The organism is Microcoleus sp. B4-C1 (genome assembly GCF_036705285.1).
Lineage (GTDB): Bacteria > Cyanobacteriota > Cyanobacteriia > Cyanobacteriales > Microcoleaceae > Microcoleus.
The window spans coordinates 1-25,511 of the sequence record NZ_JAUBUC010000088.1 but is presented as its reverse complement, the minus strand read 5'-3'; the positions used below and the strand labels follow the sequence as shown (position 1 = coordinate 25,511).

Here is a 25,511-nt window from a genome sequence, read left to right as displayed (position 1 = left end):
CATGTGTCCTATTTTATAACACTTTTTTTACTCTGCTTACTTTTTTTCTCTGCTACCCCTACTTATTGAGCGGATACGTATAAAGAGCATCTTCAAAGGTAGTTGCTCGATCGATGATATCAATGAATTCATTATTTTGTTCACCAGTCATTCTGTGTTTCATCTCCTCGCTGATTTTCGTTATGGGAATAACTTAAGTACAGCAATTGATTTTAGCCAGTGTCTCTAGTACCCCGCCCGGTGTTTTCAAGCGGGATGCTCATAAATCTGCTATTGACTGACTTAGGAAAGTTTTGCCACCCTCCTACCACCAGCTACCTCCATCGCCACCGCCAGAGTCAGAACCGCCACCAGAGTCACTACCGCCGCCATAGTCACTACCTCCATCGCCGCCGTCAGAGTCAGAACCACCGCCATAGTCACTGCTATAATCACTACTGGAGTCAGAACCACCGCCATAGTCACTGCTATAATCACTACTGGAGTCAGAACTACTGTCATAATCACTACTGGAGTTATAGTTGGTAGTGGAGTCATAGTCGGTAGTGGTATCAACCCTACAATCTTCACTAGATCCAGACCATCCAAATATTGACCATTCACCAGATGATTCCTCTACAGATGACGCAGGCTCATAGTTGTATCCAGAATCTGATTCATCATCATCTCCGCCACCGCCAAATAAGCCAAAAAAGGAACCCTTATCGTCATTTTTGTTCTCTGGTCTTTCTATATCCTTTATGTTATTGTAGGCTTTCCAATTGTCTTCTTCTCTGCAACTCAGAAAATCAGATTCTTCACCCCAGGCCCGCTCACATGGTTGTTCTGAAGGGTAATGATCGAGAGTATTGTCAACCAAACCCAATGCACCAGTAACAACAACTACCATTTCTGTGATAGCTGCTGTACATTCATTAAAAAAATCACCTATTTCATCCATAAATGTCGCTCTACTTTTGTTGGAAATTGGAAAATTCCTATTTGTGTAAATATGGTTTAATGAGGGAGGGTAATATCCTCCATACCATACTATGTAAGACTTAGAGGCTTTTTTATAGCATCTGTTAAGTTCAGCGCGATCGCAATTGGGCTAAGCGTTTCTCTACTATAGCGACTATGCCTCAGCTTGAACAGCGATTAAAAGGGATCAAAAGCGATCAAAAGTGATAATATATTTCTGCCAGTGCTAGGATATAGAAAAATAAATATTTTTAAGGAGAATTGACCCATGACTGCTGATGAAGCTCTAGCGCTCGTGGAAACAGTTCTAGATGGCAAACGGTTGAACGACGTGCAAGAGCTAATCTTCAGACAATGTTGGGAAGGACGACAGTCTTATAAAGAAATTGCTCAAATCTACAGTTATGATGATGAATACATCAAGTATATTGCTGGAAAATTATGGAAGTTACTCTCAAAAGCTTTTGATGATAATGTTAAAAGAAATAACCTAAAGTCAGTAGTAAATGGATACTTGCGGCGACATCAAGTGAACTCACAGCGAAATCAGTTAATGGGAATTAACCTGACTGGAGCAGACTTAAGTGGCTCAATACTATGCTTTGCAAATAACTTAAACGGAGCAAATTCATCTCCCGCTAATTTAGACAATGCAATCAATCCTGATAAGACAGAATCAAATTTAGGCGATGAAAAGATAGAGGATGAAAAGGGAAACAACGAAGGAATTGAGTCTCAATCAGAAGAACTAATTTATTACTGGAATGATTTGCGCTTTCACAGCCAAGAACAAGTAAAAATAGCCGAAGCGCTCGATCGCACAAACACCCTCTTTTTCCCCAACTCCAAAGCCCGCCTCACAACACCCGCAGGTAGACAAAACCAAGAACCAGATTTCCTCATATTCCACCAAGGCAAATGGGGAATTCTGGAAATATGGCATCCCGACACAGAAAAAGATGAAACGCGCGATCGCGTGTTTGCATCTCACGGAATCAGCATCATCCACTACTGCGACGCTAACAGATGCACAGAAGAACCCGATCGCATTGTCCGAGAATTTTTAGACATATTGAGTCAGGGATAGGGCGAGTGCTTTTTTCATAAGGGCGATCGTATAGGGCCCAGAAACCGGGTTTTTTACGAAAAGACGCGTTGTCACCGACAGATTAGGTAAAAAACCCGGTTTCTTTGTCGGAGTGGGTAAGTCCATAAGGGCGATCGCACTCCGTAACAAAGTAGATTTAACCTTGACAAATTACTCGATTTGTGATATGCACGAGTGGTGGAAATTTTTAAGGGCGATCGCACAAACACCGCTTAGCTATATTTCCCGGAAGACTCAGCAGCATTAGCCAGCCGCTCCACGCCCGCTCGGACAATTACCGCCAAATCTGCGATCGGCATACATTGAATTTTTTTAAGCATATCGTTTGTATCCATCGGTTCCCGCATCGGCTTCCCGTCCAGATGACCTATGAGTTCTTCTAGCGTGAAACCAGCTCTAATAGCAATCTGAGTCAAATTTTCCGTATCCGGGATGCTCTGGCCTTTTTCCCACAACTGTACAGCAGTCGATGACACGCCCAAAAGCTTGCCAAAAGCTCGCTGGCTGAGGTCGCCACGCGCTAACTTAACAATCTCGATCAGTTTTCTCTTACCTTCAGCATCCACAATCGCAGTTACCACTTAACCACCCTTAACAAGTTTACTTCTCAATTTATGATTTTTCCACTTGTTATTGACAAGAAAACTTATCGCTGCTACCATGACAACTATACCAATCAGTAACAACTATGATTTTAATAACACCTTAAATAGCTCGCCATCTACTGTCCTTACCCAGAAGACTCAGCAGCAGCAGCGAGCCTATCCATCACAGCTCTACCAATCACTGCCAACTCACTAATCGGCATACATTGAATTTTCTTAAGCAGCTCGTTGGTATTGACAGGTTCCGGCATTGGCTTACCTTCGAGATGAGCCATCAACTCTTCCATTGTAAAGCCCGCTTTTGCCGCAATCTGAGTCAAATTTTTCGTATCCGGGAGTACCTGGCCCTTTTCCCAATACTGAACAGCAGACCCAGAGACTCCCAATAGCCTACCAAAAGCGCTAAAACTCAGGTCGCCACGGGCTAGCTTAACAACTTCGCTCAGTTTCTTCCTAGCTTCTGCGTCCACAGTATTAGTCACCAGATCAACACAACTCCTAGTTTACTTATCTACCAAAGAATCTGTCTTTCTTGCTTGACAGCAAAAAGTTTACCAGTTAAACTGTAAATAGTTTTGAAATCATAATTGTATTTGTAGCCAATCAGGGGCAGTAAAATGACTCGCAAGACACGCAATACACGTCAAAGCCTTACAGCCTCCGGTTGGCTAAAACCCCAGCGCTGGCAAATCTCCAAAATAGAAGCAGCCGAAGCTCTGAGAATGCCCGTCAACCGCATAGTCAAAGTTTACCCCAAACAACATCAAGTAATAGTGGTTTACCTGAACCAGAAAGGACAAAAATGCAGTTCCTTTTTCAGCTACAGACTATTTGCCAGATGGGAACAAGAGGCGATCGCAGCAATTGCCGGTTGTCGAAACCAGCAAATCCTAGCACCCCTAGAAGTCATTGTACAATACGACCTCGAACATTTCAAGTATCCTGTCCAAAGCGCCGATGCAATTTGGGAAGCCCTACTCAACCATATCTCCCGCGTAACAAGGGAACTGAGGCTGAGCAAACAATGCGCCTAGCCCCCCATCACTCCATCAATTAGTAGAAGCAGCCAACTCAGCCAAACGTTCCTGCTGATCCTGAGAAATGCAAGTTTGAATAATCCCCTCAATATCCCCTTCCAAAACACTATTGAGCGAGAAATTTTCCCCCAAACGGTGGTCGGTAGCCCGATTGTCCTTATAGTTGTAGGTGCGAATCTTCTCCGATCGCGAACCAGTACCAACCTGAGCCAAACGCCGCGACTTCACCTCATCCTGCTGTTCCCGCAACTTCATCTCATAGAGCTTAGCCCGCAAAATTTGCATCGCCCGCTCCTTATTCTGCAACTGACTGCGCTCCTCAGTACAGAAAATCCGAATTCCCGTCGGCTTGTGAAACAAATCCGCAGCAGTTTCCACCTTGTTCACGTTTTGGCCGCCAGCGCCGCCCGATCGAGCCGTACTCATCTCAATATCCTTCGGATCGATGTGAATCTCCACATCATCAACCTCCGGCATCACAGCCACCGTCGCCGTCGAAGTATGCACCCGGCCGCCAGCCTCAGTCACAGGCACCCGCTGCACCCGGTGTACCCCAGCCTCAAATTTCAGCTTGCTGTAAACGCTGTCGCCTGTAATTTCCAGAATCACCTCTTTAAAGCCGCCCATTTCCGCCAGCGACTCGCTCACCAACTTCACCTGCCAGCCTTGAGTTTGAGCGTAGCGCGAATACAGCCGCAGCAAATCTCCAGCCCAAATACTAGCCTCATCTCCGCCAGTACCCGCCCGAATTTCCAGCATAATATTCTTGTCATCGTTCGGGTCGCGGGGGAGCAGCAAAACCTTCAAACGACTTTCCAAATTCTCCAGGTTCGCCTCAAGTTCCTGAACTTCCAGCGCAGCCATTTCTTGCATATCTCGATCGCCCGCGGCTTCCTTGAGAACCTGTCGCGCGCCCACCAAATCTTCCTGAGTGGTTTTCCACAGAGCAAAAGTATCGACCACTTCCTCCAAGGACGATCGAGCTTTCGCTACCCGTTGAAACTCTTGATTGTCCCTAGCCACATCCGGGTCAGCCATGCGGCGAGTCAACTCATTAAAAGTTTGCTCTACCGACTTCAATTTATCCAGCAAATAAGATTCAGCCATTGTCAGTTGTCCTTTGTCAATCGATTTTAGATTTTAGATTTTAGATTTTAGATTTTAGATTTGAAGAACAGTCGGGATAGAATCTCGATAGAACTCAACTGCCTGCATAGCGAAGTCTTCAATCTAAACTCTCCTATCCGAGGGCGGATCGATTTTAGATTTTAGATTTTAGATTTTAGATTTTAGAACTCAAGAGCAGTTAGGATAGAATGTCGATCAAACTCTACGCGATAGAACTCAACTGCCTGCCTAGCGAAGTCTTCAATCTAAAATCTAAAATCCGAGGGCGGTAAGTTGCCAGTAGAAAGAACTACTCTCAACAAACTGCGGACAAATGACAATCCGGCTACTTCTTCTTTTTGCCTTTACCAGCCGCCTTAGCAGCATCTGCTTTCGGATCTTCCATTTTCAGCGGTCCAGAGGAAGCATCTGCCTTTGGCATTTCTACCTCGGTCATGCCGTATTTCCGCATAAAGCGCTCCACACGACCTTCAGTATCAATAATCTTCTGAGTGCCAGTATAGAAAGGATGATTTCCCGACCAGACATCAACTTGAAGCTTTGGTCTAGTTGATCCCACAGTCATCACAAGTTCGCCGTTGCAATAAACCTGAGATTCGGGATACCACTCAGGGTGAATGCCTTCTTTTGCCATTGTTTTTTACTCTCTAATTTTTGACTTTACAACCATTTTAGCTGCCGAAGGACTTGTACACCAACAACAGCACGAATTTTGCCTTATATCTGTTGGAACCAGCGATCGATCGTAGGAAATAGACTTGAAAAAAAAAAGGAAGATAGAATCTGGATAATTTTGCCTTCTTCCTTCTTCCCTCTTCCTTCTTCCCTGGATTACCGCTTCGAGTATTGAGGAGCTTTGCGAGCTTTCCGCAAACCGTACTTTTTCCGTTCTTTTGCCCGCGGGTCGCGAGTCAAATAGCCCTCAGTCTTCAGAGGCTTGCGGTTGTCCGGGTCTAATTGACAAAGTGCTCTAGCGACACCCAAGCGAATCGAGTCAGCCTGACCTGTCAAGCCACCGCCTTCGACTTTTACCAAAATGTCGTACTCATTTTCCAGACCCAAAGTTTCCAGAGGGGCCTTAGCCAGAGCCAAATAAGTAGGATTGAATTGCAGGTACAAATCCCCCTCTTTACCATTGACAGTCAGTATGCCAGTGCCGGGAACCAAGCGCACCCGCGCTACGGAACACTTGCGGCGGCCGGTACCCCAGTACACAGCGCGACCCGATGTATCTGTTGCTTGCATTACTCATTTCCTCCCGGAATCGTGTGAACAATTAATTCTTCTGGTTTTTGAGCTTGGTGCGGGTGGTTGGGGCCAGCGTACACCTTGAGTTTAGTAAACAGTTGTCTGCCCAGAGAAGTGTGAGGCAGCATTCCTCGTATAGCTTCTTCGACAATTCTTTCGGGTAAACGTGCTTGCAATTTGGCAAAAGTTTCTGTTTTCATCCCGCCCGGTCTTCCAGAATGGCGGCGGTAGATTTTCTGGGTGCGTTTTTTGCCAGTAACAGCGATTTTGTCCGCATTGATGACAATTACGAAGTCGCCGGTATCCATAGAAGGAGTGTAAGTCGGTTTGTGTTTCCCCCGGAGGTACATGGCAACTTCTGTTGCCAGACGGCCCAGCCGCTGGTCAGCGGCATCGACCACGTACCACTTGTGCTCTAGGGAGTCTTGAGTAGGGACGTAAGTTTTGTTCATTGTTTGTTGTTAGTTGTCTGTTAACTGTTAACTGTTGTTAGTTGTCAGTTGTCAGTTGTCAGTTGTCAGTTTTTAATTGTTAGTTGTCCTTAGTTTTTTATTAGTAGTTACCTAATGACTAATGACTAATGACTAATGACTAATGACTAATGACTAATTTTGGCTGGGTGTCGTACCAGACCTCTGGGGGAAAGGGAAATTCTGAATAGCCAACCCGCAGCAGGCACAAACCTTGAGCGGGAGCGGCATATTTTACCATTTCTCGGCGTTCGTTGACCCAGATATCGGTGAAATTGTCGATCGGCCTTTCCCCGCGACCCACCTGCACCAGCAACCCCACCAGCAGCCGCATCATCCCGTACAGAAACCCGCTCGCCTGAACCTCTATATAGATAAGAGGCCCAGAACGCTGACACTCGGCAGCTTGCACGTCCACCCAGGAATGGGGGCGGGCAGAACCCGCGCGGTGGAAAGCAGCCAGGTGATGCCGCCCGATGAGCGGTGTCAATGCTGTCTGAATCAAAGATTCATCCACAGGAGCGTGATAGCAGTGCCAAGCAAAAGGACGCACAAACAAATTAGGGGTCGGGTCTGTATAAAGGGTGTAGCGATAGCGCCGCCAACTGGCTGAGAACCGAGCGTGCCAGGTAGGTTCCACCTTTGCCGAAGCTCGAATTAAAATATCTTTTGCCAGTCGAGAGTTGAGAACGCTTGCCCAGCGGTGAGCCGGAATTGGGCCGTGGGCATCAAAATGCGCTACTTGAGCAGCGGCGTGAACTCCCGCATCGGTTCTCCCAGCAGCGTGCAGCGTTACCGGGCGTTCCAGAACAGTCGATATTGCTGTTTCAATTTCTTCTTGTACTGTACGCTGGTTCGGCTGTCGCTGCCAACCGTGAAAGTTAGTGCCGAGGTATTGGATTACTAGAGCAACGCGCTGTATCGATTGGGGATTTTCGATTGGGGAGTTTGGATTGTCAGTCATAAATCACAAATCTCCAACCCAAAATGGAATTAAACCAGTTCAACGATCGCCATTTCGGAATTGTCTCCTTGACGGGGGACAGTTCGCACTACGCGGGTGTAGCCGCCGTTGCGCGAGCCGTACCGTTCTTGGGCAGCCTCAAACAGGGCGTGTACTAACTGTTTATCGTAGATATAGCCCATAGCTTGGCGGCGAGAGGCTAAGGAGCCATCTTTGGCCAGGGTAATCATCCTGTCCGCCTCTGAGCGCAGCGCTTTGGCGCGGGCGAGAGTGGTAGTGATTTTACCGTGGCGGATTAATTCGGTGGTCAGCGAGCGCAGTAGGGCGCGGCGCTGGTCAGCCGGTTTGCTGAGTTGGGGAACGCGACAGCGGTGACGCATGGCAGTTGGTAATTGGTAATTGGTAATTGGGTGCCGGGATAGTCCGCGAGTTTTGAGCGGTGATTTCTTTAACTTAAAAACTCACCTACTTAAAATTCAGAACTTTTTTACCCGTTACCCGTTGATTAACTTTTAGCTGATTTTTCCTGTGGCAAGGTAATGCCCAAGCGTTTTTGTAAAGCTTCAATCACTTCTTCAGCAGACTTCTGCCCGAAGTTCTTGATCTCGAGCAAGTCTTCTTGGGTATAATCCAATAAGTCTGCGACTGAGTTGATCTGAGCCCGCTTGAGACAGTTGTAAGCCCGGACGGACAACTGCAATTCTTCGATCGGAATTTGGCTAGTAGGATCGGCTTCACCTGGATACTCTGGTTTGAGAGAATCTTGGGTGATGTCTTTGAGAGGTGAAAATAAATCTACCAGGATGTTGGCAGATTGACTCAAAGCTTCTTGAGGAGTCACGCTGCCATCAGTCCAGATTTCCATAATCAGCCGGTCTTTCTCGACAGTACCGCCTACCCTAGCATCTTCAACGCTGTAGTTGACTCTGCGAATCGGCATAAAGATGGCGTCAATTTGGAGAAAATCCAAAGCCGACCCATCATCGCGACTGCGGTCTACTGCTCGGTATCCGATGCCTTTTTCAATTCTGAATTCCATTTCCAGAACTGAGCCTGGGGAGAGAGTTGCAATGTACTGGGAACGATCGATCAATTCCACCTCTGAGGGCAAATCGAATCGATCGGCCGTAACTGTGACAGGCCCCTCAATCCGCAACCTGCCGATTTGGGGCTGCTGAGAATGAGTTTTGAGGACGACCTCTTTCATGTTCAGGAGAATTTCTAGAACATCCTCACGTACCCCTTCGATCGTGGCAAACTCGTGATTGACGCCCGCGATTCGGACTGAAGTTACTGCTGTTCCTTCCAAATTTGACAGCAAAACTCGCCGAAGCGCATTCCCAACAGTTGTTCCTTGACCGCGATCGAGCGGTTCCAGGACAAATTTTCCGTACTGACTGCGGTCTTTGTCAGTGTTAGACTCTATACATTCAATTTGAAACTGCGCCACGGAGTGACCTCCCTTTTCCACTTTGGATTTTTGATTTTGGATTTTAGATTGCAGAGCATACCCCTGAACGGATTTCGGATTTTGGATGGACGGGGCAACAGTTAGAACCATTAGTTTGTGACTTTAAGCAGTTAGCCATTATCCAAAATCTAAAATCTAAAATCTCAAATCGTTTTAGACTCTACGCCGCTTGGGAGGGCGACAGCCGTTGTGAGGAATTGGGGTAACATCTCTAATCAGGGTGATTTCCAGTCCCGCCCCTTGCAGCGCCCGGATTGCAGTTTCTCTACCTGCTCCAGGCCCGCTCACCATTACTTCTATTTGGCGCATTCCTTGGTCGTTGGCTCTGCGGGCAGCACTTTCTGCTGCTGTTTGAGCGGCAAAGGGAGTTCCCTTTTTAGCTCCTTTAAAACCGCTGGAACCTGCCGATGCCCAGGATATCACTTCGCCGTTGAGGTCGGTAATAGTTACAATCGTGTTGTTAAAGGTAGACTGGATGTAGCCTACCCCATTGGGTACATTCCGTTTCTGCTTTTTTGCACCAGATTTCTTGCCTGTTTGTGGTCGCGCCATATTAGTCTCTTTAACGTTTCTCTCAACTAATGTCCCGAAGCGCTAGGAGCCAGCAGCCCCCAGCGTATTTTTCCCAAAAAGATGTTACTTCTTGGAAGGTGCCTTTTTCTTGCCCGCAACTGTTCGGCGGACGCCACGACGGGTTCTGGCGTTGGTACGGGTTCGTTGTCCCCGCACCGGCAGACCCAAACGGTGACGCCGACCGCGATAAGTTCCGATGTCCATCAGGCGCTTGATGTTCATTGACTCCCAGCGCCGGAGGTCTCCTTCGATTTGGTATGTTGTTTCTACATGAGCCCGCAGAGCTGTCACGTCGGCCTCTGTTAAATCCTTGACGCGAGTGTCAGGATTTACGCCTGTTGCAGCGATAATTTTTTGGGCTCGCGACAAGCCTATTCCGTAAATGTATGTCAGACCTATTTCGACGCGCTTATCGCGTGGAAGGTCTACCCCGGCAATCCGTGCCACACTTTTTCTCTCCCTAGTTTTCCTGTTTGGCTACAATGTTCAATTAGGATGCACCTGCGTGCAGTGCCCAATCTTCTTTTTTTCTAACCTTGGCGTTGTTTGTGTTTCGGGTTAGTGCATATCACCATCACTCGACCGCGACGGCGGATGACGCGACATTTCTCACAAATTTTTTTGACAGATGCTCGAACTTTCATCTTTCTTCCTGCCTGGAGAACCCCGCTCTAGCGGAGAACAGGCACGCTGGGACTGCCCGTAGAGCGGTGGGAGGAGAGGCTGGGCAAGGTGTAGACCTCTCCTCGATTAAATTGTATAAAGTGCGGGTTGTTTCATGAAGGAGCCCGCTTGCACCCACTCCCATTGCTGGGTAAAGTTCGCCTGCGCCAGAGTGGTGGCGAGCGATGTTTTTACGGTGTAACAATGACTTAACCCGATACACCGGTAGGTTGTTGACGCCCTTCTCGGCAACACTACAAACGTAGCATTATAGCATAAATTTGAAGCTTTTTACCAAATTCTCTCTAAATTAAACTTAGAATTAGTTTTTAGAAAGTTTTATCTAAGCCTATTTTTTCCGAAGGCGATATGTAATCCTGCCTTTGGTCAAGTCATAGGGAGTCAATTCGACTTTGACGCGATCGCCAGGCAGAATTTTGATGTAGTTGCGGCGGATCTTGCCGGAAATGTGAGCCAGCACGTTAAACCCATTATCTAGGTCAACGCGAAACATCGCATTGGGCAGGGATTCCGTCACTGTCCCTTCCATTTCAATTAAATCTTGCTTAGACAATTTGGTATTTACCTCAACTCTACATTTGATTAACTAGGAGTGTCCCGGCGTTGGCCTCAAAACCTATTTACTGGAAGGAGTCAAACGGGAACGGGGGGCAATAATTAGGGCGCCTCGATCGACTTTAATACTCAACCAACCGCTTGTTTTAGCTTTACTTGAGTAAAGTTGTGGCAATTAGTATCGAGTTCAATCCGGTCTCTAGCAACCCTCACAAAACCTGATAGCACAAAAAGCTCCTAGTTAACATATCTTAGCAAAAGCTTGTGAGTAACAAGCTGTATTGAGAGGGTTCAAGAGTCGATCGAGAGAGATTGTTGCAGTTCTGCGGTGACTAATTCCATTGCTCGATCGCCATCAACCGCAACTAACTGTTGACGGCCGCTGTAAAAATCAATCAAAGGCTCAGTTTGCTCGCGATAAACTTGCAACCGACGGCGGATCGTCTCCTCATTGTCATCCTGCCGGCCCCGCGACAGCAGGCGAGACACCAAAATGTCGTCAGGAACGTCGAGATTAACAGCTTTGAGACCACATTTTGGGTTCGATGTACTCCCCTCGGCACCGCTAAGCTCGTGCAGCAGTTTGTCTAAAAAAGTTGCCTGGGTAACAGTGCGGGGAAAGCCGTCGAGAATCCAGCCCGCATTAGCGTCCGGTTCATTCAAGCGTTCCTGCACGATATCCATCAGCAATTGGTCGGGAACCAACTCACCCCTGTCCATGTAGGCTTGCGCCTTTAGACCCAAGGCAGTTTTCGCCACCACGCAGGCGCGCAGGATTTCGCCGGTAGAAATGTGGGGTATTTTCCAGAGAGCGCCTAATATCTGAGCCTGAGTTCCCTTTCCCGCCCCTGGAGGCCCCATGAAAATAAATTGCATTACGATTACTTCACCATTCCTTCATATCTCTGGGAGATGACGTAAGTTTGAATTTGCTTAGCAGTTTCGATCGCGACACCTACTAGAATCAGTAGGGAAGTTGCGCCAAAACCTCTAAAAGTTTGCACTCCGATCGCGCTTTCTACAGCAGTTGGTACAATGGCCACCAGACCTAGAAAAATCGCTCCCAAGAAAGTCAAACGGTTCAAAACCTTCTCCACATAATCACTCGTTTTCTGACCCGGACGAATTCCCGGAATGCTAGCGCCCATTTTCTTCAAGTTCTGAGACATATCTACGGGGTTGACAATCAACGAAGCGTAGAAATAGCTGAAGAATAGAATCAAAGTCAGATAAAACAGCGCGTAAGCCCAAGGGGCTGGGCCGTTCGGACTCAAAACATTAGCAACTTGAACCAAAAACGGGTTATTGAGAGACTGAGCGAGGAAAGAAGGCACAATCAACACCGAAGATGCAAAAATAATCGGCATCACTCCGCCTTGATTCAAGCGCAGGGGCAGATAACTCCGGCTCTCCCGATAAACTTTGCGGCCGACTTGGCGCCGGGCAGAGATAATCGGAATGCGGCGAGTACCTTCCTGAACAAAAACAATCCCGACAATCGTCACCAAAAAGACCAGCAGTAGAACGACTACGCGGCCGACAACTTGCGTGTCCCCACTTTGAGCCAATTCAAAAGTTTGTCCCAAAGAGCGTGGCAATACCGACACAATATTGATAAAAATCAACAAGGAAGCTCCGTTCCCGATACCTCGTTCCGTCACCACTTCCGATATCCACATCACAAACATTGAGCCGGCTGTCAGAGCCAAAGCAGTTTCTGCTATGAATAAAGGCGCTGGAGATTGAGCAAAAGGGCTGACCCAAATCGCAATGCCAATACTTTGCAGAATTGCCCAGCCCAATGAAACGTAGCGAGTAATTTGAGAAATCTTGCGCCGCCCCGCTTCCCCTTCATTTTTTTGCAAGTCTTCTAAGCTTGGCAGAGCCGCAGTTAGAAGTTGCACAATAATTGAAGCATTAATGTAGGGCAAAATCCCCAACGCGAAAATCCCCAACGCTGACAAGCCGCCTCCTGAGAACAAATCCAGAAAGCCAATTAAAGGGCTATTTTGGACGTTTTGGGCAAAGGCGACTCGATCGATGCCGGGGACTGGCAAGTGGACACCCAGGCGTACTAAAATCAGTAAGCCAACGGTTACGAGGATGCGGCCTCGCAAACCAGCAGCTTGAGCCATCTGCATGAACGTCTCTTGTGCAGTTGGCGCTTTCTCTCTACTAACGTCCATAGTTACGATTTTGGATTTTAGATTTGGGATTTTCGACTAAATCATTTTCTGATAGCAAGCTTGAGGATTTGAGATTTGGACAGACTCTCAAACCTCAAATCTTCACGCAACTAATTCGCAACTTCCGCCTGCAGCTTCAATTTTGGTGCGAGCACCTGCGGTAAAAGCCGAGGCGCGCACTTGCAAAGGTACATTCAGTTCGCCATCTCCTAAGATTTTCAGCGGCCCGTCGTCTGTGGTGACAATTTTTGCTTGGATCAGAGAGGTGAGAGTAACTTCGGTGTTTGCTGGCAGCGATGCTAATTTACTTACATTAATGGTAGTGTACTCTTTCCGGTTCACTAGAGGGAAGCTTTTCAACTTGGGGAGACGGCGGTAGAGAGGATTTTGACCTCCTTCAAAACCGGGTCTAGTGCCGCTACCGGCTCTAGATTTTTGACCGCGCATCCCTTTGCCGGAGCTCGCGCCTTGACCGGCAGAAATACCTCTGCCCAAGCGTCGGGGGCGCTTTTGGGAGCCTGCTTTGGGTCGGGCGTCTTGCAATCTCATAGTTTTAGTAATTGGTAATTGGTAATTGGTATTTAGAGAGGGGGTACGCAGTAGTTTTGAGTGCGTGAGTTTTAAGTTGCGGATTTTTTTATTTTCACCGCAAGCACTTAACACTCAAAACTTACAGTTTCCCATTCTCGCGTGCCCTAACCGTAGAGATTTTCTACTGGAATTCCGCGCTCTTGAGCAACTTCGGACAAGGTGCGGAGGGTGGAGAGGGCATTGACTGCGGCTCGGGCGTTGTTTAAGGGATTTCCAGAACCTAGCTGTTTGGCTAAGATATTGCGGACTCCTGCTAGTTCGAGAACAGTTCGCACTGCTCCCCCTGCAATTACCCCGGTTCCTGGAGCGGCCGGCCGCATCATCACTTTAGCTCCGCCACCGTCACCGTTGATGGGGTGAGGGATGGAGTTAGATTTGGTGAGGGGGACTTCAATTAGGTGCTTTTTGCCGTCAGCGACGCCTTTTTTAACGGCACCGATTACGTCGCTAGCTTTGCCGACTCCTACTCCTACTTGACCGCGTTCGTTGCCGATAATGACTATGGCGCGGAAGCTGAGTTTTTTACCACCTTTGACTACTTTGGTAACGCGCCGAATCTGAACAACCCGTTCTTGCCATTCGGATTCTTTTTCGCGCCCTTTGTTGTTGCTGCTGCTGCTTTTTTTCTTGTTGCGCTGTTCTTTTTGTTCTGCCATAGTTTTGTCCTGTGGGAATTAGTAATTGGTGAAAGGCGATCGGCAAGTGGTAATTGTTTGAGTAAAAAGTAAAAATAGAAGAAATCTGGATTTTGCCTTTTAACTTTCAACTTTTGACTTTTTACTTTTTAATTACTCATTACCCGCTACCCATTACCCCCTCTAGAAGTCTAACCCCGCTTCGCGAGCTGCTTCTGCGAGGGCTTTGACACGACCGTGATAGAGGTTGCCCCCGCGATCGAATACGACTTTGACTATGCCAGCGCTGGAACAGCGTTTGGCAATCAACTGACCGACTTGCACGCTCGCGGAACAGTTGCCGCCAGAACTGAGAGTTGACTTCAATTCGGGATCGAGGGTTGACGCGGCGGCCAAAGTGTGCTGGGCGGTGTCGTCGATTACTTGAGCGTAGATGTGCTGATCTGAGCGAAATACCGCTAGTCTGGGACGTTCGGAGGTGCCGAACACCTTGCGCCGAACACGGCGGTGTCTGCGCTGGACTGATTCTTTGCGAGTAAGCTTCATTGTTACTTCTTACCTGTTTTGCCTGTTTTACCAGCTTTGCGCCGGACGACTTCGCCGCTGTAGCGAATGCCTTTGCCCTTGTAGACTTCGGGCGGACGCACCGCGCGGATGCGGGCTGCTGTATTGCCTACGAGTTCTTTGTCAATGCCGGAGACAATGACGTTGGTGTTGCCTTCAACTGCCATTGTGATGCCTTCTGGAGGGGGCATTTCAACGGGTTTGCTGTAACCGACGTTTAAAATCAGGTTCCGTCCTTGAACCTGTGCCCGATAACCTGTGCCGATAATTTCGAGACGCCGCTGAAAACCTTCTGATACACCTTCGACCATGTTGGCGACGAGGGTGCGGCACAAGCCGTGCAGTTGTCTGGCGACGCGAGATTCGTCTCGGCGGGTAACGAGTAAAGTCTCGCCTTCAATTCCCATGAGGATTTCGGCTGGGATAACTCGGGAAAGTTCACCTTTAGGGCCTTTGACGGCTACTTTTTGACCGTCTAGGGTGACGGTGACTTTCGTGGGGATGCTAATCGGACGCTTGCCAATTCGCGACATAGTTTTTTGGTCCTTTGTTTTTAGTTATTAGTCCTTGATTATTAGTGCTTAGTTATTAGTCCTTAGTGATTGATTTTTGAGTCTGTTGCCAACGACCAGTGACTAATGACTAATGACTAATGACTACCAAACATAACAAAGCACTTCACCGCCCAAACCTTGGCGTCGAGCTTCTCTATCCGTCATAATGCCGCTGGAGGTAGAAATAATGGCAATGCCAATTCCGCCTAATACTCTGGGCAATTCTTTACGGTTCGAGTAAACGCGCAGTCCTGGTTTGCTGACTCGCTTAAGTGCCGTGATAATGGGCTTGCGAGTTTTACCTTTGTACTTTAGAGAAAGCACTAAATGTCGCTTGATCCCTTCTGGTTCTGCTTCTTCAAATTCGCTGATAAAGCCTTCACTTTTGAGGACTTGGGCGATGCTGCGGGTCATTTTTGTAGCTGGAATTTGCGTTGTTTGGTGGCGCGCCATGCAAGAATTGCGAATGCGCGTCAACATATCTGCTATGGTATCGTTAGCTGCCATCTTTTGCTTCTTACTCTAGTGCTTAGTTGTCCCGGAACGGCATTCCCATTTCTTTAAGCAAGGCGCGTCCTTCTTCGTCGGTGTTTGCTGTGGTGATAATTGAAATGTCCATGCCTCGAATTTGATCGATGCGGTCATATTCTATTTCTGGAAAAATTAGCTGTTCTCTCAGACCCAAGCTGTAGTTGCCGCGCCCGTCGAAGCTTTTGGGGCTGATGCCGCGGAAGTCGCGGATGCGGGGAAGTGCGAGGTTGATCAGCCGATCGAGAAAATCGTACATCCGATCGCCGCGCAGCGTCACCATAACGCCGACGGGTACTCCTTTGCGGATTTTGAAGCCTGCGATCGCTTTTTTCGCCCGCGTCACCACTGGTTTTTGACCGGTGATGATGCCAATTTCGTTGATCGACGAATCCAGTGCCTTAGCGTTTTGAGATGCTTCTCCCAAACCGCGGTTCACTGTGACTTTGACGAGTTTAGGAACCTGATGGATATTAGTATATTTAAACTGATCCATCAGTGTGGGAACGATTTTTCCTTGATAAAGAACTTTGAGTTTGTCCGGCATAGTTTTTGTGTTTCGTTAACTGTCCCTGGGCTTGGTCAGGGAATTTGTCGATTGTCCGTCCCACCGATGTTAGCTGTTAGCGATGAGTTGAAAAGTCACTTGTCAGAAGGCGGACTAATGACCGATGACTGATAACAAATCACTATTGATCGATGATTTCTCCAGTTTTTTTGAGCTGTCGCAGTTTCCGACCGTCTTCGCTAAATGTATAGCAAACGCGGCTAGCTATTTTTTCTTTTTCGGAATAGTGCATGACATTGGAGCTGTGAATGGGAGCCTCAAACGTGAGTATTTTCCCGGACTCTCCCTCTTGCTGGGGCTTGACGTGCTTTGTTCTGATGTTTACACCTTTAACAATTACTTTGCTGACTTTAGGATATGTCTTTAAGATTTCTCCGACTTTTCCTTTCTCTTTGCCAGTAATTATTTGCACGGTGTCGCCTGCTTTGACGTGCATTCTGTAGCGCTGCGGCTCGCTAGTTGGTTTACCCTTTTTTCCGTACATTTTAAAGTACCTCCGGGGCTAAGGAAACGATTTTAGTAAAGTTTTTGTCGCGCAATTCGCGGGCGACGGGGCCGAAGACGCGAGTGCCTTTGGGGTTGCCGTCTACGTTGATAATAACGGCGGCGTTATCGTCAAAACGAATGCTCATGCCACTGTCGCGGCGCAAACCTTTGCGGGTTCTGACAATGACAGCCCGAACGACATCTGATTTTTTGACGGCCATATTGGGGATGGCGTCTTTGACGACGGCAATGATGACATCGCCGACTCCGCCGTAGCGACGGTTGCCGCCTCCCAATACGCGGATGCACATCAGTTTGCGGGCTCCGCTATTGTCGGCGACATTGAGGTATGTCTGGGGTTGAATCATGGTGATTGTTGACTGTTAACTGTTGACTGTTAACTGTTGACTGTTAACTGTTGACTGTTGACGGCTAATTGATTAATCAAGTACCGATCGGGCGAGCGCGAGATCGCAATTAACTCTTAGCCGTTTTTTGTCCCAAAAATCTCAGCAACCGTCCAACGTTTGGTTTTGCTCAGTGGGCGAGTTTCAGTGATGCGGACGCGATCGCCGGATTTGCACTGATTTTCTTCGTCGTGAGCTTTGTACCGCTTGGTGCGGACTACGATTTTGCCGTATTTGGTGTGGGAGGAGCGGTTTTCGATTGCTACCACGACGGTTTTATCCATCTTGTCGCTGACTACTACGCCAACTCGTTCTTTAATTGCCATAGCTACCTATTTTTGTTGTGCAATTGACTTGTTTTTAGCTACTGTGCGAGCCGAGGCTAGGCTGCTGCTCACTCTGGGCTGACTTCTGGGCTGGGAGCAGAATCTGCTGTTTCTTTAGCTGGGGCTGATTTTGCTTCCGCTTCTTTCTCAGCAAGGATTTGGCGCTCGCGTTCAACTGTCATCAATTGAGCTAGCCGGTGTTTGGCGTGCTTGAACAGGTGAGGCTTTTCCATGCGGCCGGTAGCTTGCTGGAGCCGCAATTCCATTAGTTGGCGCTTGACGGCTAAAATTTGCTCTGCTACTGCGGCATCGCTTAATTCTCTAGCTTCTTTAATCTTGGTCAAAGACATAATTGTGTGCTTTATCGTTAGCGAGCGGTATGACAGAAGACAGAATTGTCTCGCTTGGCTGAAGGTCGAAGGAAAGAAAAGTTATGAAAGCCAGATTTTAAAATGCTGTAGCCGTTTAAAATGCTGATTAATACAGACCTAATTCTACCTTCGCTCTTCGCTATGACTGGTCTTCTTCGCGAGTGATGAACTTGGTTTTAATTGGTAATTTGAAAGATGCCAAACGCATTGCTTCGCGGGCAGTTTCTTCACTTACGCCGCCAATTTCAAACATTACCCGGCCCGGTTTGACCACGGCAACCCAAAACTCAGGTGAGCCTTTACCAGAACCCATCCGGGTTTCTGCTGCGCGCTGGGTGACTGGTTTGTCGGGAAAAATGCGAATCCAGATTTTGCCACCCCGACGGATATAGCGGGTCATGGCGCGCCGTCCGGCTTCTATTTGGCGGGAAGTGATCCAGGCGGGTTCGACGGCTTGGAGCGCGAAGTCGCCAAAGCTAACTGTGTTGCCGCGGGTGGCAACACCGCTCATTCGCCCGCGCTGTTGTTTGCGGAATTTGGTTCTTTTAGGGCTTAACATGGCGAAAGGGAGTTGGGTAATTGGTAATTGGTAATTGGTAATTGGTGATTGCTAATTGCTAATTGGTTTGGAACAACTGACAATTAACAAGTGACAACTAACAGTTAACAATTAGCTAGCCTTCGTTCGATCGATCTTCAAAGTTCTGGCGACGGCGCTTTTGTTTGGTGCGGGGCACTGCTGCATTTGGTGCAGCCTCTTGTTCCTGTCCGGGAATAATTTCGCCTTTGAAAACCCAAACTTTAATGCCCAGAATACCGTAGATGGTTTGAGCAGTGCAGTAGGAGTAGTCGATGTCTGCCCGCAGCGTGTGCAAGGGGACTCTTCCTTCGCGCGTCCATTCGGTACGGGCAATTTCTGCGCCGTTGAGGCGTCCGCTGACTTGAATTTTGATGCCTTGGATGCCTACTTTTTGGGCGCGGGTGATTGCTTGGCGGACTACTCGGCGGAAGGATACGCGCCGTTCTAGTTGCTGAGCGATGTATTCTGCGATCAATGTGGCATCGGCATCTACTCGCTGGACTTCGACGACGTTGATGCGGATTTGGCGGTTGCTACCGAGTTGCTGCTGCAAACCGACGCGCAAGGTTTCGATGCCTGCTCCGCCGCGGCCTACGACAACGCCTGGTCTGGCGGTGAACACTTCTAGGTCGATTTGATCGGCTTTCCGCTCAATTCTGACCGAGGAAATCCCAGCATTGCTGAGGGTTTTACGAACGTACTTGCGAATTTTATAGTCTTCTTGCAAGAGTTCTGGATAGTTTTTGGGATCGGCAAACCAGCGAGAGCGGTGCTCTTGGGTAATGCCGAGGCGAAAACCAATTGGATGTATTTTTTGGCCCATAATAGTTGATGAGTTAATTGGTAATTGGTAATTGGTAATTGGTAATTGGTAATTGGTGATTACCCATTTTTTTCAACTTTAAGCTGTTTATTACCTATTACGTTTTTCCCTGGTTTAGTTTTCTAGGAGCGGAGCTACTACTACGGTAATGTGACAGGTTGGCTTGCGGATTTGGTAGGCGCGACCTTGAGCGCGGGGTCTAAAGCGTTTGAGGACTGGGCCTTGGTCTGCGTAAGCTTGAGACACTACGAGCTTGGATTTATCCAATCCTGCGTTGTGTTCGGCGTTGGCTACTGCCGATCGCAAAACTTTGACGATTGGTTCGCAGGCGCGGTAGGGCATGAATTCCAGTAAAATCAGCGCTTCTTGGTAGCTTTTGCCGCGAATTTGGTCGAGGACTCGGCGCACTTTGAAGGGGGATGTCCGGATGTAACGGGCGATCGCCTTAATTTCGGATGTGGTATCTATAACCATTTCGATTTGGGTAATTGGTAATTGGTAATTGGGAAAAAGGTAATTGGTAATTGGGAAAAAGTTTGTCCGATTACCTATTACCTGTCACCTAATTCGGCTATCTTTTTGCCTTTTTATCACCACTTTTCGCGTGACCTCTAAAGGTGCGAGTGGGGGAAAATTCTCCGAGTTTGTGACCTACCATTTGGTCGGTGAGGTAGACTGGTACGTGCTGTCTGCCGTTGTGAACGGCGATCGTGTGACCTACCATTTGGGGCAGGATTGTGGAAGAGCGCGACCAAGTTTTAATTACTTGTTTTTGGCCGGCGGCGTTGAGCTTTTCGATTTTTGTCATCAGATGATCTGCGACAAACGGGCCTTTTTTTAGCGATCGAGACATGATTTTTTTAGTAATTCAGGAGTCATTAGTCAGCTTTCAGCAGTCATTGGTCATCAGTCCTCAGTCATTAGTTAGCAGTTAATAACTAAGCACTGAAGACTGCTGACTGATGACTAGCTTTGTCTGCCGCCCTTGCCGCGTTTGGAAGCTTTGCGGCGGCGCCGGACTATTAAAGCGTCGCTGCGCTTGTTTTTGCGTCGAGTTTTTGCACCCAATGCTGGTTTACCCCAAGGAGTGACAGGCCCCGGACGTCCGATGGGAGCTCTGCCTTCGCCACCGCCGTGCGGGTGGTCTACCGGGTTCATGACGCTACCGCGAACGGTGGGTCTGCGACCTTTCCAGCGGGTGCGGCCGGCTTTACCCAGGCTGATGTTTCTGGCGTCGGTGTTGCCGACTTGACCGATGGTGGCGTAGCAGTCGGCGCGGACTTTGCGCTGTTCGCCGGATGGCAGTTTGAGGGTGACGTAGCTACCTTCTTTTGCCATTAGCTGAGCGCTGGAGCCGGCGGAGCGAACGATTTGTCCGCCTTTTCCGGGTACTAGCTCGACGTTGTGGATGCTTGTACCGAGGGGAATGTTCTTCAGGGGGAGGGCGTTACCGATTTCGATCGGCGCGTCTGGGCCTGAGACAATTACTGTACCGACGTTTAAGTTGAGCGGGTGCAGGATGTACCGTTTTTCGCCGTCTTTGTAGAACACGAGGGCGATGCGGGCGTTGCGATTGGGGTCATATTCGATCGCCTTGACGGTAGCGGGAATGCTGTGTTTGTCGCGGCGGAAGTCGATGTCTCTATACAGCCGTTTGTGACCGCCTCCCCGGTGGCGACAGGTGATGACGCCTCGGTTGTTGCGGCCTTGTTTGGTGTGCTTGTTGCTGGTTAGAGACTTTTCTGGCTCTGATCTGGTAATTTCAGCAAAGTCCGAGACGGTTTGTTCTCGGGTGCTGGAGGTATAAGGTCGGTAAGAACGGATGCCCATAATCGATCTATTTTAGATTTTGGATTTTGGATTTTGGATTTGACGTTTATCGATTTTAGATTTTAGGTTGAAGATTGGCGATATTTGGTTAACTTACGAGTTTTCTGGTTCGAGAATTTTCACCAGTTAACCGCAATTTAAAATCTAAAATCTAAAATCTAAAATCCAAAATCGTCTAGACTTCTGGGAATAGGAGTTTGCGGATCGAGTCTCCGTCGGTCAGAGTTACGGTTGCTCGCTTGTAACAAGGTTTAAAGCCGACGAATTTGCCAACTCGACGCTTTTTGCGCGGCGGGTTTTGGGTGTTGACGCCGATGACTTTGACCTTAAATAGTTCTTCGATTGCAGCTTTGATTTGAGGCTTCGTCGCTTTGGGAGCTACGTCGAATGTGAATTGATTTAATTCCATCATTCGGGTAGCTTTCTCGGTGAGAATCGGACGCTGGATCAAATCTGCGTAGTCGCGGGGGTCGATTTTACTCACCGTAAATCTCCTGAATTTTAGCTATGGCTGTAGATGTGACGATAATTTTGTCAGCCGCGAGAACGTCGTAAACATTCAGGGAGGTTGCCAAGATGACGTTTACTAATTCGATGTTGCGTCCGGATAAGTAGACGTTTGGTTGCGGTTCTGGCAAGATTAACAGAACTTTTGTATCGGGTTCGATACCCCAGCGGGCGATCGCACTCAGCAATTCTTTGCTTTTCGGTCTCGGAAATTGCTCTGCAAATTCTTCAACCACAATGATGTCTTCGGTGCGACTTTGGAATGCTGTCCGCAAAGCGAGACGGCGTTCCTTTTTGTTCATTTTGACTTCAAAGTCTCTCGGTTTTGGCCCGAAGATGACACCGCCGCCCCGCCACAGCGGAGAACGGATTGAACCTGCTCTGGCTCGGCCGGTGCCTTTTTGACGCCAGGGTTTGCGGCCACCGCCTCTGACTTCCGATCGAGTTTTGGTGCAAGCATTTCCTTGACGGGCGTTATTTAGTTGCCGCGTCAATGCTCTGTGAACGATGTGAGACGCATTTTCTTCTTTGGCTACGCGCAGTTCTAAAGTTGTTTCTCCAACTTCTTCGCCTTGCCAATTTCGCACTACACAATTAACCATATCTTTTGTCCTTTGTCTGTTGTTAGTTGTCTGTTGTTAGTTGTCTGTTGTCTGTTGTCTGTCGTCTGTTGTCTGTTTTCAGGTCTTAGTTTTGGGTTCTTAGTTTTCAGCTTTTAGTTCTTAGTTATTGCTTGCTACTAACGACCAACCACTATCTACTGACTGCTGACTACTGACTAATGACTACTGACTAACGTCCTACTTTTTTCTCAGGCACAACATTGACTAAGGCGCCAGCTTTGCCGGGAACTGCTCCCTTAATTAGCAGCAAATTCTGCTCTGTATCCACCCGGACAATTGTTAGTTTGCGGACGGTGACTTGAACGTTGCCCATACGTCCTGCCATTCTTTTCCCAGGATAAACGCGACCAGGAGTAGTTCCAGGTCCGATCGATCCAGGCTCGCGGTGGTTCTTGGAACCGTGAGACATGGGGCCTCGTTTAAAGTTGTGGCGCTTTTGAAAACCTGCAAAACCTTTACCGATGCTGGTACCGATGACATCTACTATTTGTCCCGGTGTAAAGGTATCTGCTTTTAGTTGTTGACCTAATTCAAATGAACTGGTGTCTTCCAAGCGGTATTCCTGCAAGTGGCGCAATGGATTCGCCCCCGACTTGGCAAGGTGTCCTAGTTCTGGCTTGTTGAGAGCCTTTGGTTTAACTTCGTTGTAGCCAACTTGAACGGCACCGTAGCCGTCAGTTTGTTTTGTTTTGATTTGAGTTACTGTACAAGGCCCTGCTTGTATGACGGTGACGGGGATGGCTCTCCCTTGGTCGTCAAACACTTGAGTCATGCCTAGTTTAGTGCCAAGAATGCCTACAGACACGGATTTTCTTCCTTTTATTTACGCAAGAGGTTTCGGATTGCGAAATTTACGTCAATCCGCTTGCTCTTGTGCAGAAACATTTATTTCAGTGTTCCTGCAATTAACTGTTATCAACCAACAGCCTTCCTCGGTGTTTAAAATTTGAGTTTTAAATTTGGGAGCGAGCTTGTGGAAGTCTTGCAAGGGTTGAGATTCGCGGCTTTTTACCTGCTAGATCTCCGAGTTTTGTCTCGGTCTTGCTTGTTTGCGCCAGGACTTGAGCAGCAAACCACTCAGTATCCTTTACGGCGACAATTCACAATAGTACATGAAGTGTTTGCCGTTTGTCAAGGCCGCGATGAGAATTTTTCGCCTCAACTTTAGGATTTATAATATTTCCAGCTCGCAAGCAGCGATCGACCAAATTTTGATACAGCAGGAAACACAAATTTATGGGACTGATTACGACGGGATCTGATCTGATTCGGGATTTGGAAAAGTCGGGGTCGCTGGCCCTGTACGTTCCTTTAGAAGGAGGATTTGAGGGGCGCTACCTCCGCAGGCTGAGGGCTGCGGGCTACGGTGGGTACACGATTACGGCGCGGGGTTTGGGCGATTTGGCGATGTATTTAACGGGGGTTCACGGGGTACGACCGCCGCATTTAGGCAAGAAAACTACTGGCAACGAAGGGGCAGTTGGTTATACATACTACGTGCCGCCGATGTTGAAAACTCAATTAGACAATTTGCCACCGAAAGCAAAAGGATTGGTGCTGTGGATTATTGAAGGGCAAATTTTGTCGAGTCAGGAGATTGAGTATTTGACTGTTTTGCCGACGTTAGAACCGCGAGTTAAAATAGCAGTTGAGATGGGGGGCGATCGAGCTTTTAGCTGGAAGCCACTTAAAGATGCTTTAGTTGCAGCTTAAATTCCGGTATTTGCGATCGCAAATCAACTAAAAAACGCAGCGAGCAACTAAAGCTCAACAGCTTCTGCTCGCTGGTTTTGATATTTTTGGGAAAAACTTAATTAACAGGAAAAATCTTATGCTTCAGAACCGCGATTATACCATCATCATTGACAAAAGTGGCAGTATGTACACAAAAGACCAGATGGGCGGTAAAAGTCGGTGGGCGCTCATGCAAGAATCGACGATCGCATTGGCGAATAAATGCGAAGAACTTGATCCTGATGGCATAACAGTTTATGTGTTTTCCGGTCGCTTCAAGCGCTATGACAACGTAACATCAGCTAAAGTCGTGCAAATTTTCCAAGAAAACGAACCTTCGGGAACTACGAATTTAGCTGCTGTTCTGCAAGACGCTCTGAACAGTTATTTTCAGCGCAAAGCATCCGGTAAGACCAAGCAAAATGGGGAAACAATATTAGTGGTGACGGACGGGGAACCGGACGATCGCAAAGAAGTGATGAAAACGATTATAGAGGCTTCTCGGAAGCTCGATCGAGATGAAGAGTTGGCGATTTCTTTCATTCAAGTAGGGAATGCGCCGGAAGCTACTAAGTTTCTCAAAATATTGGATGACGAACTGCAAAGCGCTGGGGCTAAATTCGATATCGTTGATACTGTCACGATGGATGATATTGAAGGAATGACCCTGACAGAGGTATTGCTGAATGCAATAACTGATTAAGGAGGCGGGCGAAGTTTCCGTGATTGTATAGGGGCCAGTTAGCCCAGCAGGATTTTTTAGGGGGTTTAAGTTATGGAATCGATCGAGCGCCTGTTAGGTGAACTTAAGGCAGAGTATCAAGCATCTCAAAAAATTGCTGAGTTGAAAAGTCAGGCGCCGGTGCAAGCACAAACGCCGTCAAATCCAACATTAAAAACATCCGATATAAATTTGTATGCTAGTCCTTTGGATCGGGATTTAGCTCAAATTAAGGCTGAGTACGAATCGCAAAATAAAGCTCAGGAAGTCGCTTCAGTGGAACCGCTTAAGGCTGAGCACGAAGCGCAAAATCAAGCTCAGGCAGTCGCTTCACTGGAACCGCAGCCAGCAGAAAAAGTCGCGGGGCAGTTGGAGGTACAAACGCACAGACAGAAAGTTAGGCAAGCTCAGGTTTGGCTGAAAAAGTTGGATAAGAATTCCGATGAGGGATATTGGTTCGATCAGTTTGCTTTTAAGTATTCTTCGAGGATAGATGCGGCGATCGACTATTTGCAAGCTGTGAATGAGTTTGATTGAATGTTGATTGTTGGCGGTTGGCGGTTGACGGTTGAGGATTTACTGTTAAACTATCATTCCAAAATAGACCTCTTGCAAAAGTCCTTTTCATAAATTTATTGGACGGGCAAGATGCCCATCCCACAAGAAAAAATAAC

Annotated in this window: 39 protein-coding genes; 5 read left to right on the top strand and 34 right to left on the bottom strand. The window is 47.8% G+C overall.

Annotated elements, in window-relative coordinates:
* Positions 1 to 304: 304 nt before the first annotated feature.
* Positions 305 to 940, bottom strand: coding sequence for a hypothetical protein (locus QUB26_RS25875; protein WP_333320289.1), 636 nt, complete (start codon positions 938 to 940; stop codon positions 305 to 307).
* Between the two features lie 288 nt (positions 941 to 1,228).
* On the opposite strand from QUB26_RS25875, the gene QUB26_RS25870 reads away from it, so the two are divergent.
* Entirely contained in the window at positions 1,229 to 2,047 is an 819-nt protein-coding gene (locus QUB26_RS25870; protein WP_333320287.1) for a pentapeptide repeat-containing protein, read from the top strand.
* 233 nt (positions 2,048 to 2,280) lie between these two features.
* Here the strand turns inward: QUB26_RS25870 and QUB26_RS25865 are convergent, their stop codons facing one another.
* The gene (locus QUB26_RS25865; RefSeq protein ID WP_333239177.1) at positions 2,281 to 2,649 is read right to left on the bottom strand and encodes a helix-turn-helix transcriptional regulator; all 369 of its coding nucleotides are present in this window, start codon (positions 2,647 to 2,649) and stop codon (positions 2,281 to 2,283) included.
* Positions 2,650 to 2,798: 149 nt separating this feature from the next.
* Positions 2,799 to 3,155 (bottom strand): helix-turn-helix domain-containing protein, encoded by a 357-nt coding sequence (locus tag QUB26_RS25860; RefSeq protein WP_333092052.1) that lies wholly within the window; start codon positions 3,153 to 3,155, stop codon positions 2,799 to 2,801.
* Positions 3,156 to 3,290: 135 nt separating this feature from the next.
* Between QUB26_RS25860 and QUB26_RS25855 the strand changes: the two genes are divergently transcribed.
* Positions 3,291 to 3,707, top strand: a complete 417-nt coding sequence (locus QUB26_RS25855) for a hypothetical protein (RefSeq protein WP_333320285.1) — start codon at positions 3,291 to 3,293, stop codon at positions 3,705 to 3,707.
* A gap of 15 nt (positions 3,708 to 3,722) precedes the next feature.
* On the opposite strand, the gene prfA is transcribed toward QUB26_RS25855, so the two are convergent.
* From prfA to rplC, 31 genes are all read right to left on the bottom strand, one after another.
* Positions 3,723 to 4,817, bottom strand: a complete 1,095-nt coding sequence (gene prfA, locus QUB26_RS25850; protein ID WP_333239173.1) for a peptide chain release factor 1 — start codon at positions 4,815 to 4,817, stop codon at positions 3,723 to 3,725.
* 346 nt (positions 4,818 to 5,163) lie between these two features.
* A complete protein-coding gene (rpmE, locus tag QUB26_RS25845) occupies positions 5,164 to 5,472 on the bottom strand; it encodes a 50S ribosomal protein L31 (protein WP_333057796.1) in 309 nt (102 codons plus the stop codon).
* Positions 5,473 to 5,669: 197 nt separating this feature from the next.
* Positions 5,670 to 6,083 (bottom strand): 30S ribosomal protein S9, encoded by a 414-nt coding sequence (rpsI, locus tag QUB26_RS25840; protein WP_194067224.1) that lies wholly within the window; start codon positions 6,081 to 6,083, stop codon positions 5,670 to 5,672.
* Positions 6,083 to 6,538 carry a 50S ribosomal protein L13 gene (gene rplM / locus QUB26_RS25835; RefSeq protein ID WP_015178725.1) on the bottom strand — a complete coding sequence of 152 codons (456 nt, stop codon included), beginning with the start codon at positions 6,536 to 6,538 and terminating at the stop codon, positions 6,083 to 6,085. The genes rpsI and rplM overlap by 1 nt, the downstream gene beginning before the upstream one ends.
* Before the next feature lie 139 nt (positions 6,539 to 6,677).
* Positions 6,678 to 7,520 carry a tRNA pseudouridine(38-40) synthase TruA gene (truA, locus tag QUB26_RS25830; RefSeq protein WP_333239171.1) on the bottom strand — a complete coding sequence of 281 codons (843 nt, stop codon included), beginning with the start codon at positions 7,518 to 7,520 and terminating at the stop codon, positions 6,678 to 6,680.
* Between the two features lie 29 nt (positions 7,521 to 7,549).
* Complete coding sequence (rplQ, locus tag QUB26_RS25825) at positions 7,550 to 7,900, bottom strand: 50S ribosomal protein L17 (RefSeq protein WP_006634978.1); 351 nt, start codon at positions 7,898 to 7,900, stop codon at positions 7,550 to 7,552.
* Positions 7,901 to 8,025: 125 nt separating this feature from the next.
* On the bottom strand, positions 8,026 to 8,970 hold the full coding sequence (locus QUB26_RS25820; RefSeq protein WP_333057810.1) for a DNA-directed RNA polymerase subunit alpha: 945 nt from the start codon (positions 8,968 to 8,970) through the stop codon (positions 8,026 to 8,028).
* Between the two features lie 174 nt (positions 8,971 to 9,144).
* Positions 9,145 to 9,543, bottom strand: coding sequence for a 30S ribosomal protein S11 (gene rpsK / locus QUB26_RS25815; protein ID WP_332978136.1), 399 nt, complete (start codon positions 9,541 to 9,543; stop codon positions 9,145 to 9,147).
* Positions 9,544 to 9,627: 84 nt separating this feature from the next.
* Positions 9,628 to 10,011 (bottom strand): 30S ribosomal protein S13, encoded by a 384-nt coding sequence (gene rpsM, locus QUB26_RS25810; RefSeq protein WP_006634981.1) that lies wholly within the window; start codon positions 10,009 to 10,011, stop codon positions 9,628 to 9,630.
* A gap of 83 nt (positions 10,012 to 10,094) precedes the next feature.
* Positions 10,095 to 10,208 (bottom strand): 50S ribosomal protein L36, encoded by a 114-nt coding sequence (gene rpmJ / locus QUB26_RS25805; protein ID WP_015178722.1) that lies wholly within the window; start codon positions 10,206 to 10,208, stop codon positions 10,095 to 10,097.
* Between the two features lie 368 nt (positions 10,209 to 10,576).
* Positions 10,577 to 10,801: a translation initiation factor IF-1 gene (infA, locus tag QUB26_RS25800; protein ID WP_006276978.1), complete on the bottom strand. Its 225-nt coding sequence runs from the start codon at positions 10,799 to 10,801 to the stop codon at positions 10,577 to 10,579.
* 293 nt (positions 10,802 to 11,094) lie between these two features.
* Positions 11,095 to 11,679, bottom strand: coding sequence for an adenylate kinase (locus tag QUB26_RS25795; protein WP_333209323.1), 585 nt, complete (start codon positions 11,677 to 11,679; stop codon positions 11,095 to 11,097).
* A 5-nt stretch (positions 11,680 to 11,684) separates the two neighbouring features.
* Positions 11,685 to 12,989: a preprotein translocase subunit SecY gene (gene secY, locus QUB26_RS25790; RefSeq protein ID WP_333057793.1), complete on the bottom strand. Its 1,305-nt coding sequence runs from the start codon at positions 12,987 to 12,989 to the stop codon at positions 11,685 to 11,687.
* Positions 12,990 to 13,091: 102 nt separating this feature from the next.
* Complete coding sequence (rplO, locus tag QUB26_RS25785) at positions 13,092 to 13,538, bottom strand: 50S ribosomal protein L15 (RefSeq protein ID WP_006634984.1); 447 nt, start codon at positions 13,536 to 13,538, stop codon at positions 13,092 to 13,094.
* Between the two features lie 146 nt (positions 13,539 to 13,684).
* A complete protein-coding gene (gene rpsE, locus QUB26_RS25780) occupies positions 13,685 to 14,236 on the bottom strand; it encodes a 30S ribosomal protein S5 (RefSeq protein WP_333239169.1) in 552 nt (183 codons plus the stop codon).
* Between the two features lie 162 nt (positions 14,237 to 14,398).
* Positions 14,399 to 14,761 (bottom strand): 50S ribosomal protein L18, encoded by a 363-nt coding sequence (rplR, locus tag QUB26_RS25775; RefSeq protein ID WP_333101803.1) that lies wholly within the window; start codon positions 14,759 to 14,761, stop codon positions 14,399 to 14,401.
* 2 nt (positions 14,762 to 14,763) lie between these two features.
* Positions 14,764 to 15,312, bottom strand: a complete 549-nt coding sequence (gene rplF / locus QUB26_RS25770; protein ID WP_333057791.1) for a 50S ribosomal protein L6 — start codon at positions 15,310 to 15,312, stop codon at positions 14,764 to 14,766.
* A 123-nt stretch (positions 15,313 to 15,435) separates the two neighbouring features.
* On the bottom strand, positions 15,436 to 15,840 hold the full coding sequence (rpsH, locus tag QUB26_RS25765; protein ID WP_332978141.1) for a 30S ribosomal protein S8: 405 nt from the start codon (positions 15,838 to 15,840) through the stop codon (positions 15,436 to 15,438).
* A 22-nt stretch (positions 15,841 to 15,862) separates the two neighbouring features.
* Complete coding sequence (gene rplE / locus QUB26_RS25760) at positions 15,863 to 16,408, bottom strand: 50S ribosomal protein L5 (protein WP_006634989.1); 546 nt, start codon at positions 16,406 to 16,408, stop codon at positions 15,863 to 15,865.
* Between the two features lie 142 nt (positions 16,409 to 16,550).
* The gene (gene rplX, locus QUB26_RS25755; RefSeq protein ID WP_242719707.1) at positions 16,551 to 16,913 is read right to left on the bottom strand and encodes a 50S ribosomal protein L24; all 363 of its coding nucleotides are present in this window, start codon (positions 16,911 to 16,913) and stop codon (positions 16,551 to 16,553) included.
* A gap of 1 nt (position 16,914) precedes the next feature.
* Positions 16,915 to 17,283 (bottom strand): 50S ribosomal protein L14, encoded by a 369-nt coding sequence (gene rplN / locus QUB26_RS25750; protein WP_006634991.1) that lies wholly within the window; start codon positions 17,281 to 17,283, stop codon positions 16,915 to 16,917.
* 116 nt (positions 17,284 to 17,399) lie between these two features.
* Positions 17,400 to 17,648 (bottom strand): 30S ribosomal protein S17, encoded by a 249-nt coding sequence (gene rpsQ / locus QUB26_RS25745; RefSeq protein ID WP_006634992.1) that lies wholly within the window; start codon positions 17,646 to 17,648, stop codon positions 17,400 to 17,402.
* Between the two features lie 68 nt (positions 17,649 to 17,716).
* Positions 17,717 to 17,998, bottom strand: coding sequence for a 50S ribosomal protein L29 (rpmC, locus tag QUB26_RS25740; protein ID WP_333239166.1), 282 nt, complete (start codon positions 17,996 to 17,998; stop codon positions 17,717 to 17,719).
* A gap of 160 nt (positions 17,999 to 18,158) precedes the next feature.
* Positions 18,159 to 18,578, bottom strand: coding sequence for a 50S ribosomal protein L16 (gene rplP / locus QUB26_RS25735; RefSeq protein WP_333057788.1), 420 nt, complete (start codon positions 18,576 to 18,578; stop codon positions 18,159 to 18,161).
* A 115-nt stretch (positions 18,579 to 18,693) separates the two neighbouring features.
* The gene (rpsC, locus tag QUB26_RS25730) at positions 18,694 to 19,422 is read right to left on the bottom strand and encodes a 30S ribosomal protein S3 (protein WP_242719701.1); all 729 of its coding nucleotides are present in this window, start codon (positions 19,420 to 19,422) and stop codon (positions 18,694 to 18,696) included.
* 114 nt (positions 19,423 to 19,536) lie between these two features.
* On the bottom strand, positions 19,537 to 19,896 hold the full coding sequence (gene rplV, locus QUB26_RS25725; protein WP_333160378.1) for a 50S ribosomal protein L22: 360 nt from the start codon (positions 19,894 to 19,896) through the stop codon (positions 19,537 to 19,539).
* A gap of 97 nt (positions 19,897 to 19,993) precedes the next feature.
* Positions 19,994 to 20,275 carry a 30S ribosomal protein S19 gene (gene rpsS / locus QUB26_RS25720; RefSeq protein WP_041623488.1) on the bottom strand — a complete coding sequence of 94 codons (282 nt, stop codon included), beginning with the start codon at positions 20,273 to 20,275 and terminating at the stop codon, positions 19,994 to 19,996.
* A 113-nt stretch (positions 20,276 to 20,388) separates the two neighbouring features.
* Positions 20,389 to 21,252 carry a 50S ribosomal protein L2 gene (gene rplB, locus QUB26_RS25715; protein ID WP_333045754.1) on the bottom strand — a complete coding sequence of 288 codons (864 nt, stop codon included), beginning with the start codon at positions 21,250 to 21,252 and terminating at the stop codon, positions 20,389 to 20,391.
* Between the two features lie 175 nt (positions 21,253 to 21,427).
* Positions 21,428 to 21,736, bottom strand: coding sequence for a 50S ribosomal protein L23 (locus QUB26_RS25710; protein ID WP_006634999.1), 309 nt, complete (start codon positions 21,734 to 21,736; stop codon positions 21,428 to 21,430).
* The gene (rplD, locus tag QUB26_RS25705) at positions 21,729 to 22,361 is read right to left on the bottom strand and encodes a 50S ribosomal protein L4 (protein WP_190657994.1); all 633 of its coding nucleotides are present in this window, start codon (positions 22,359 to 22,361) and stop codon (positions 21,729 to 21,731) included. The genes QUB26_RS25710 and rplD overlap by 8 nt, the downstream gene beginning before the upstream one ends.
* 190 nt (positions 22,362 to 22,551) lie before the next feature.
* Positions 22,552 to 23,187 carry a 50S ribosomal protein L3 gene (gene rplC / locus QUB26_RS25700; RefSeq protein ID WP_190657996.1) on the bottom strand — a complete coding sequence of 212 codons (636 nt, stop codon included), beginning with the start codon at positions 23,185 to 23,187 and terminating at the stop codon, positions 22,552 to 22,554.
* 431 nt (positions 23,188 to 23,618) lie between these two features.
* Between rplC and QUB26_RS25695 the strand changes: the two genes are divergently transcribed.
* From QUB26_RS25695 to QUB26_RS25685, 3 genes are all read left to right on the top strand, one after another.
* Positions 23,619 to 24,095: an NAD(P)H-quinone oxidoreductase subunit N gene (locus QUB26_RS25695; RefSeq protein ID WP_333239162.1), complete on the top strand. Its 477-nt coding sequence runs from the start codon at positions 23,619 to 23,621 to the stop codon at positions 24,093 to 24,095.
* 118 nt (positions 24,096 to 24,213) lie between these two features.
* Positions 24,214 to 24,819, top strand: a complete 606-nt coding sequence (locus QUB26_RS25690; protein ID WP_333057785.1) for a VWA domain-containing protein — start codon at positions 24,214 to 24,216, stop codon at positions 24,817 to 24,819.
* 72 nt (positions 24,820 to 24,891) lie between these two features.
* On the top strand, positions 24,892 to 25,374 hold the full coding sequence (locus QUB26_RS25685) for a salt stress protein, Slr1339 family (protein WP_333320283.1): 483 nt from the start codon (positions 24,892 to 24,894) through the stop codon (positions 25,372 to 25,374).
* Positions 25,375 to 25,511: the final 137 nt, after the last annotated feature.

Coding starts and splice junctions, on each gene's coding strand:
- rpsE (WP_333239169.1), bottom strand. CDS start 14,236: ATGGCAGAACAAAAAGAACAGCGCAACAAGAAAAAAAGCAGCAGCAGC.
- rpmJ (WP_015178722.1), bottom strand. CDS start 10,208: ATGAAAGTTCGAGCATCTGTCAAAAAAATTTGTGAGAAATGTCGCGTC.
- QUB26_RS25855 (WP_333320285.1), top strand. CDS start 3,291: ATGACTCGCAAGACACGCAATACACGTCAAAGCCTTACAGCCTCCGGT.
- rplQ (WP_006634978.1), bottom strand. CDS start 7,900: ATGCGTCACCGCTGTCGCGTTCCCCAACTCAGCAAACCGGCTGACCAG.
- rplN (WP_006634991.1), bottom strand. CDS start 17,283: ATGATTCAACCCCAGACATACCTCAATGTCGCCGACAATAGCGGAGCC.
- rplB (WP_333045754.1), bottom strand. CDS start 21,252: ATGGGCATCCGTTCTTACCGACCTTATACCTCCAGCACCCGAGAACAA.
- rpsK (WP_332978136.1), bottom strand. CDS start 9,543: ATGGCGCGACCACAAACAGGCAAGAAATCTGGTGCAAAAAAGCAGAAA.
- QUB26_RS25690 (WP_333057785.1), top strand. CDS start 24,214: ATGCTTCAGAACCGCGATTATACCATCATCATTGACAAAAGTGGCAGT.
- rplM (WP_015178725.1), bottom strand. CDS start 6,538: ATGAACAAAACTTACGTCCCTACTCAAGACTCCCTAGAGCACAAGTGG.
- rplE (WP_006634989.1), bottom strand. CDS start 16,408: ATGCCGGACAAACTCAAAGTTCTTTATCAAGGAAAAATCGTTCCCACA.
- QUB26_RS25870 (WP_333320287.1), top strand. CDS start 1,229: ATGACTGCTGATGAAGCTCTAGCGCTCGTGGAAACAGTTCTAGATGGC.
- rpsQ (WP_006634992.1), bottom strand. CDS start 17,648: ATGGCAATTAAAGAACGAGTTGGCGTAGTAGTCAGCGACAAGATGGAT.
- rplO (WP_006634984.1), bottom strand. CDS start 13,538: ATGAGATTGCAAGACGCCCGACCCAAAGCAGGCTCCCAAAAGCGCCCC.
- QUB26_RS25685 (WP_333320283.1), top strand. CDS start 24,892: ATGGAATCGATCGAGCGCCTGTTAGGTGAACTTAAGGCAGAGTATCAA.
- rpsI (WP_194067224.1), bottom strand. CDS start 6,083: ATGCAAGCAACAGATACATCGGGTCGCGCTGTGTACTGGGGTACCGGC.
- rplV (WP_333160378.1), bottom strand. CDS start 19,896: ATGGTTATAGATACCACATCCGAAATTAAGGCGATCGCCCGTTACATC.
- rplR (WP_333101803.1), bottom strand. CDS start 14,761: ATGAAGCTTACTCGCAAAGAATCAGTCCAGCGCAGACACCGCCGTGTT.
- rplD (WP_190657994.1), bottom strand. CDS start 22,361: ATGGTTAATTGTGTAGTGCGAAATTGGCAAGGCGAAGAAGTTGGAGAA.
- rpmE (WP_333057796.1), bottom strand. CDS start 5,472: ATGGCAAAAGAAGGCATTCACCCTGAGTGGTATCCCGAATCTCAGGTT.
- rplX (WP_242719707.1), bottom strand. CDS start 16,913: ATGTACGGAAAAAAGGGTAAACCAACTAGCGAGCCGCAGCGCTACAGA.
- rplF (WP_333057791.1), bottom strand. CDS start 15,312: ATGTCGCGAATTGGCAAGCGTCCGATTAGCATCCCCACGAAAGTCACC.
- QUB26_RS25695 (WP_333239162.1), top strand. CDS start 23,619: ATGGGACTGATTACGACGGGATCTGATCTGATTCGGGATTTGGAAAAG.
- rpsH (WP_332978141.1), bottom strand. CDS start 15,840: ATGGCAGCTAACGATACCATAGCAGATATGTTGACGCGCATTCGCAAT.
- truA (WP_333239171.1), bottom strand. CDS start 7,520: ATGACTGACAATCCAAACTCCCCAATCGAAAATCCCCAATCGATACAG.
- rpmC (WP_333239166.1), bottom strand. CDS start 17,998: ATGTCTTTGACCAAGATTAAAGAAGCTAGAGAATTAAGCGATGCCGCA.
- rplP (WP_333057788.1), bottom strand. CDS start 18,578: ATGTTAAGCCCTAAAAGAACCAAATTCCGCAAACAACAGCGCGGGCGA.
- QUB26_RS25875 (WP_333320289.1), bottom strand. CDS start 940: ATGGATGAAATAGGTGATTTTTTTAATGAATGTACAGCAGCTATCACA.
- rpsC (WP_242719701.1), bottom strand. CDS start 19,422: ATGGGCCAAAAAATACATCCAATTGGTTTTCGCCTCGGCATTACCCAA.
- prfA (WP_333239173.1), bottom strand. CDS start 4,817: ATGGCTGAATCTTATTTGCTGGATAAATTGAAGTCGGTAGAGCAAACT.
- rpsS (WP_041623488.1), bottom strand. CDS start 20,275: ATGTCTCGATCGCTAAAAAAAGGCCCGTTTGTCGCAGATCATCTGATG.
- QUB26_RS25795 (WP_333209323.1), bottom strand. CDS start 11,679: ATGCAATTTATTTTCATGGGGCCTCCAGGGGCGGGAAAGGGAACTCAG.
- secY (WP_333057793.1), bottom strand. CDS start 12,989: ATGGACGTTAGTAGAGAGAAAGCGCCAACTGCACAAGAGACGTTCATG.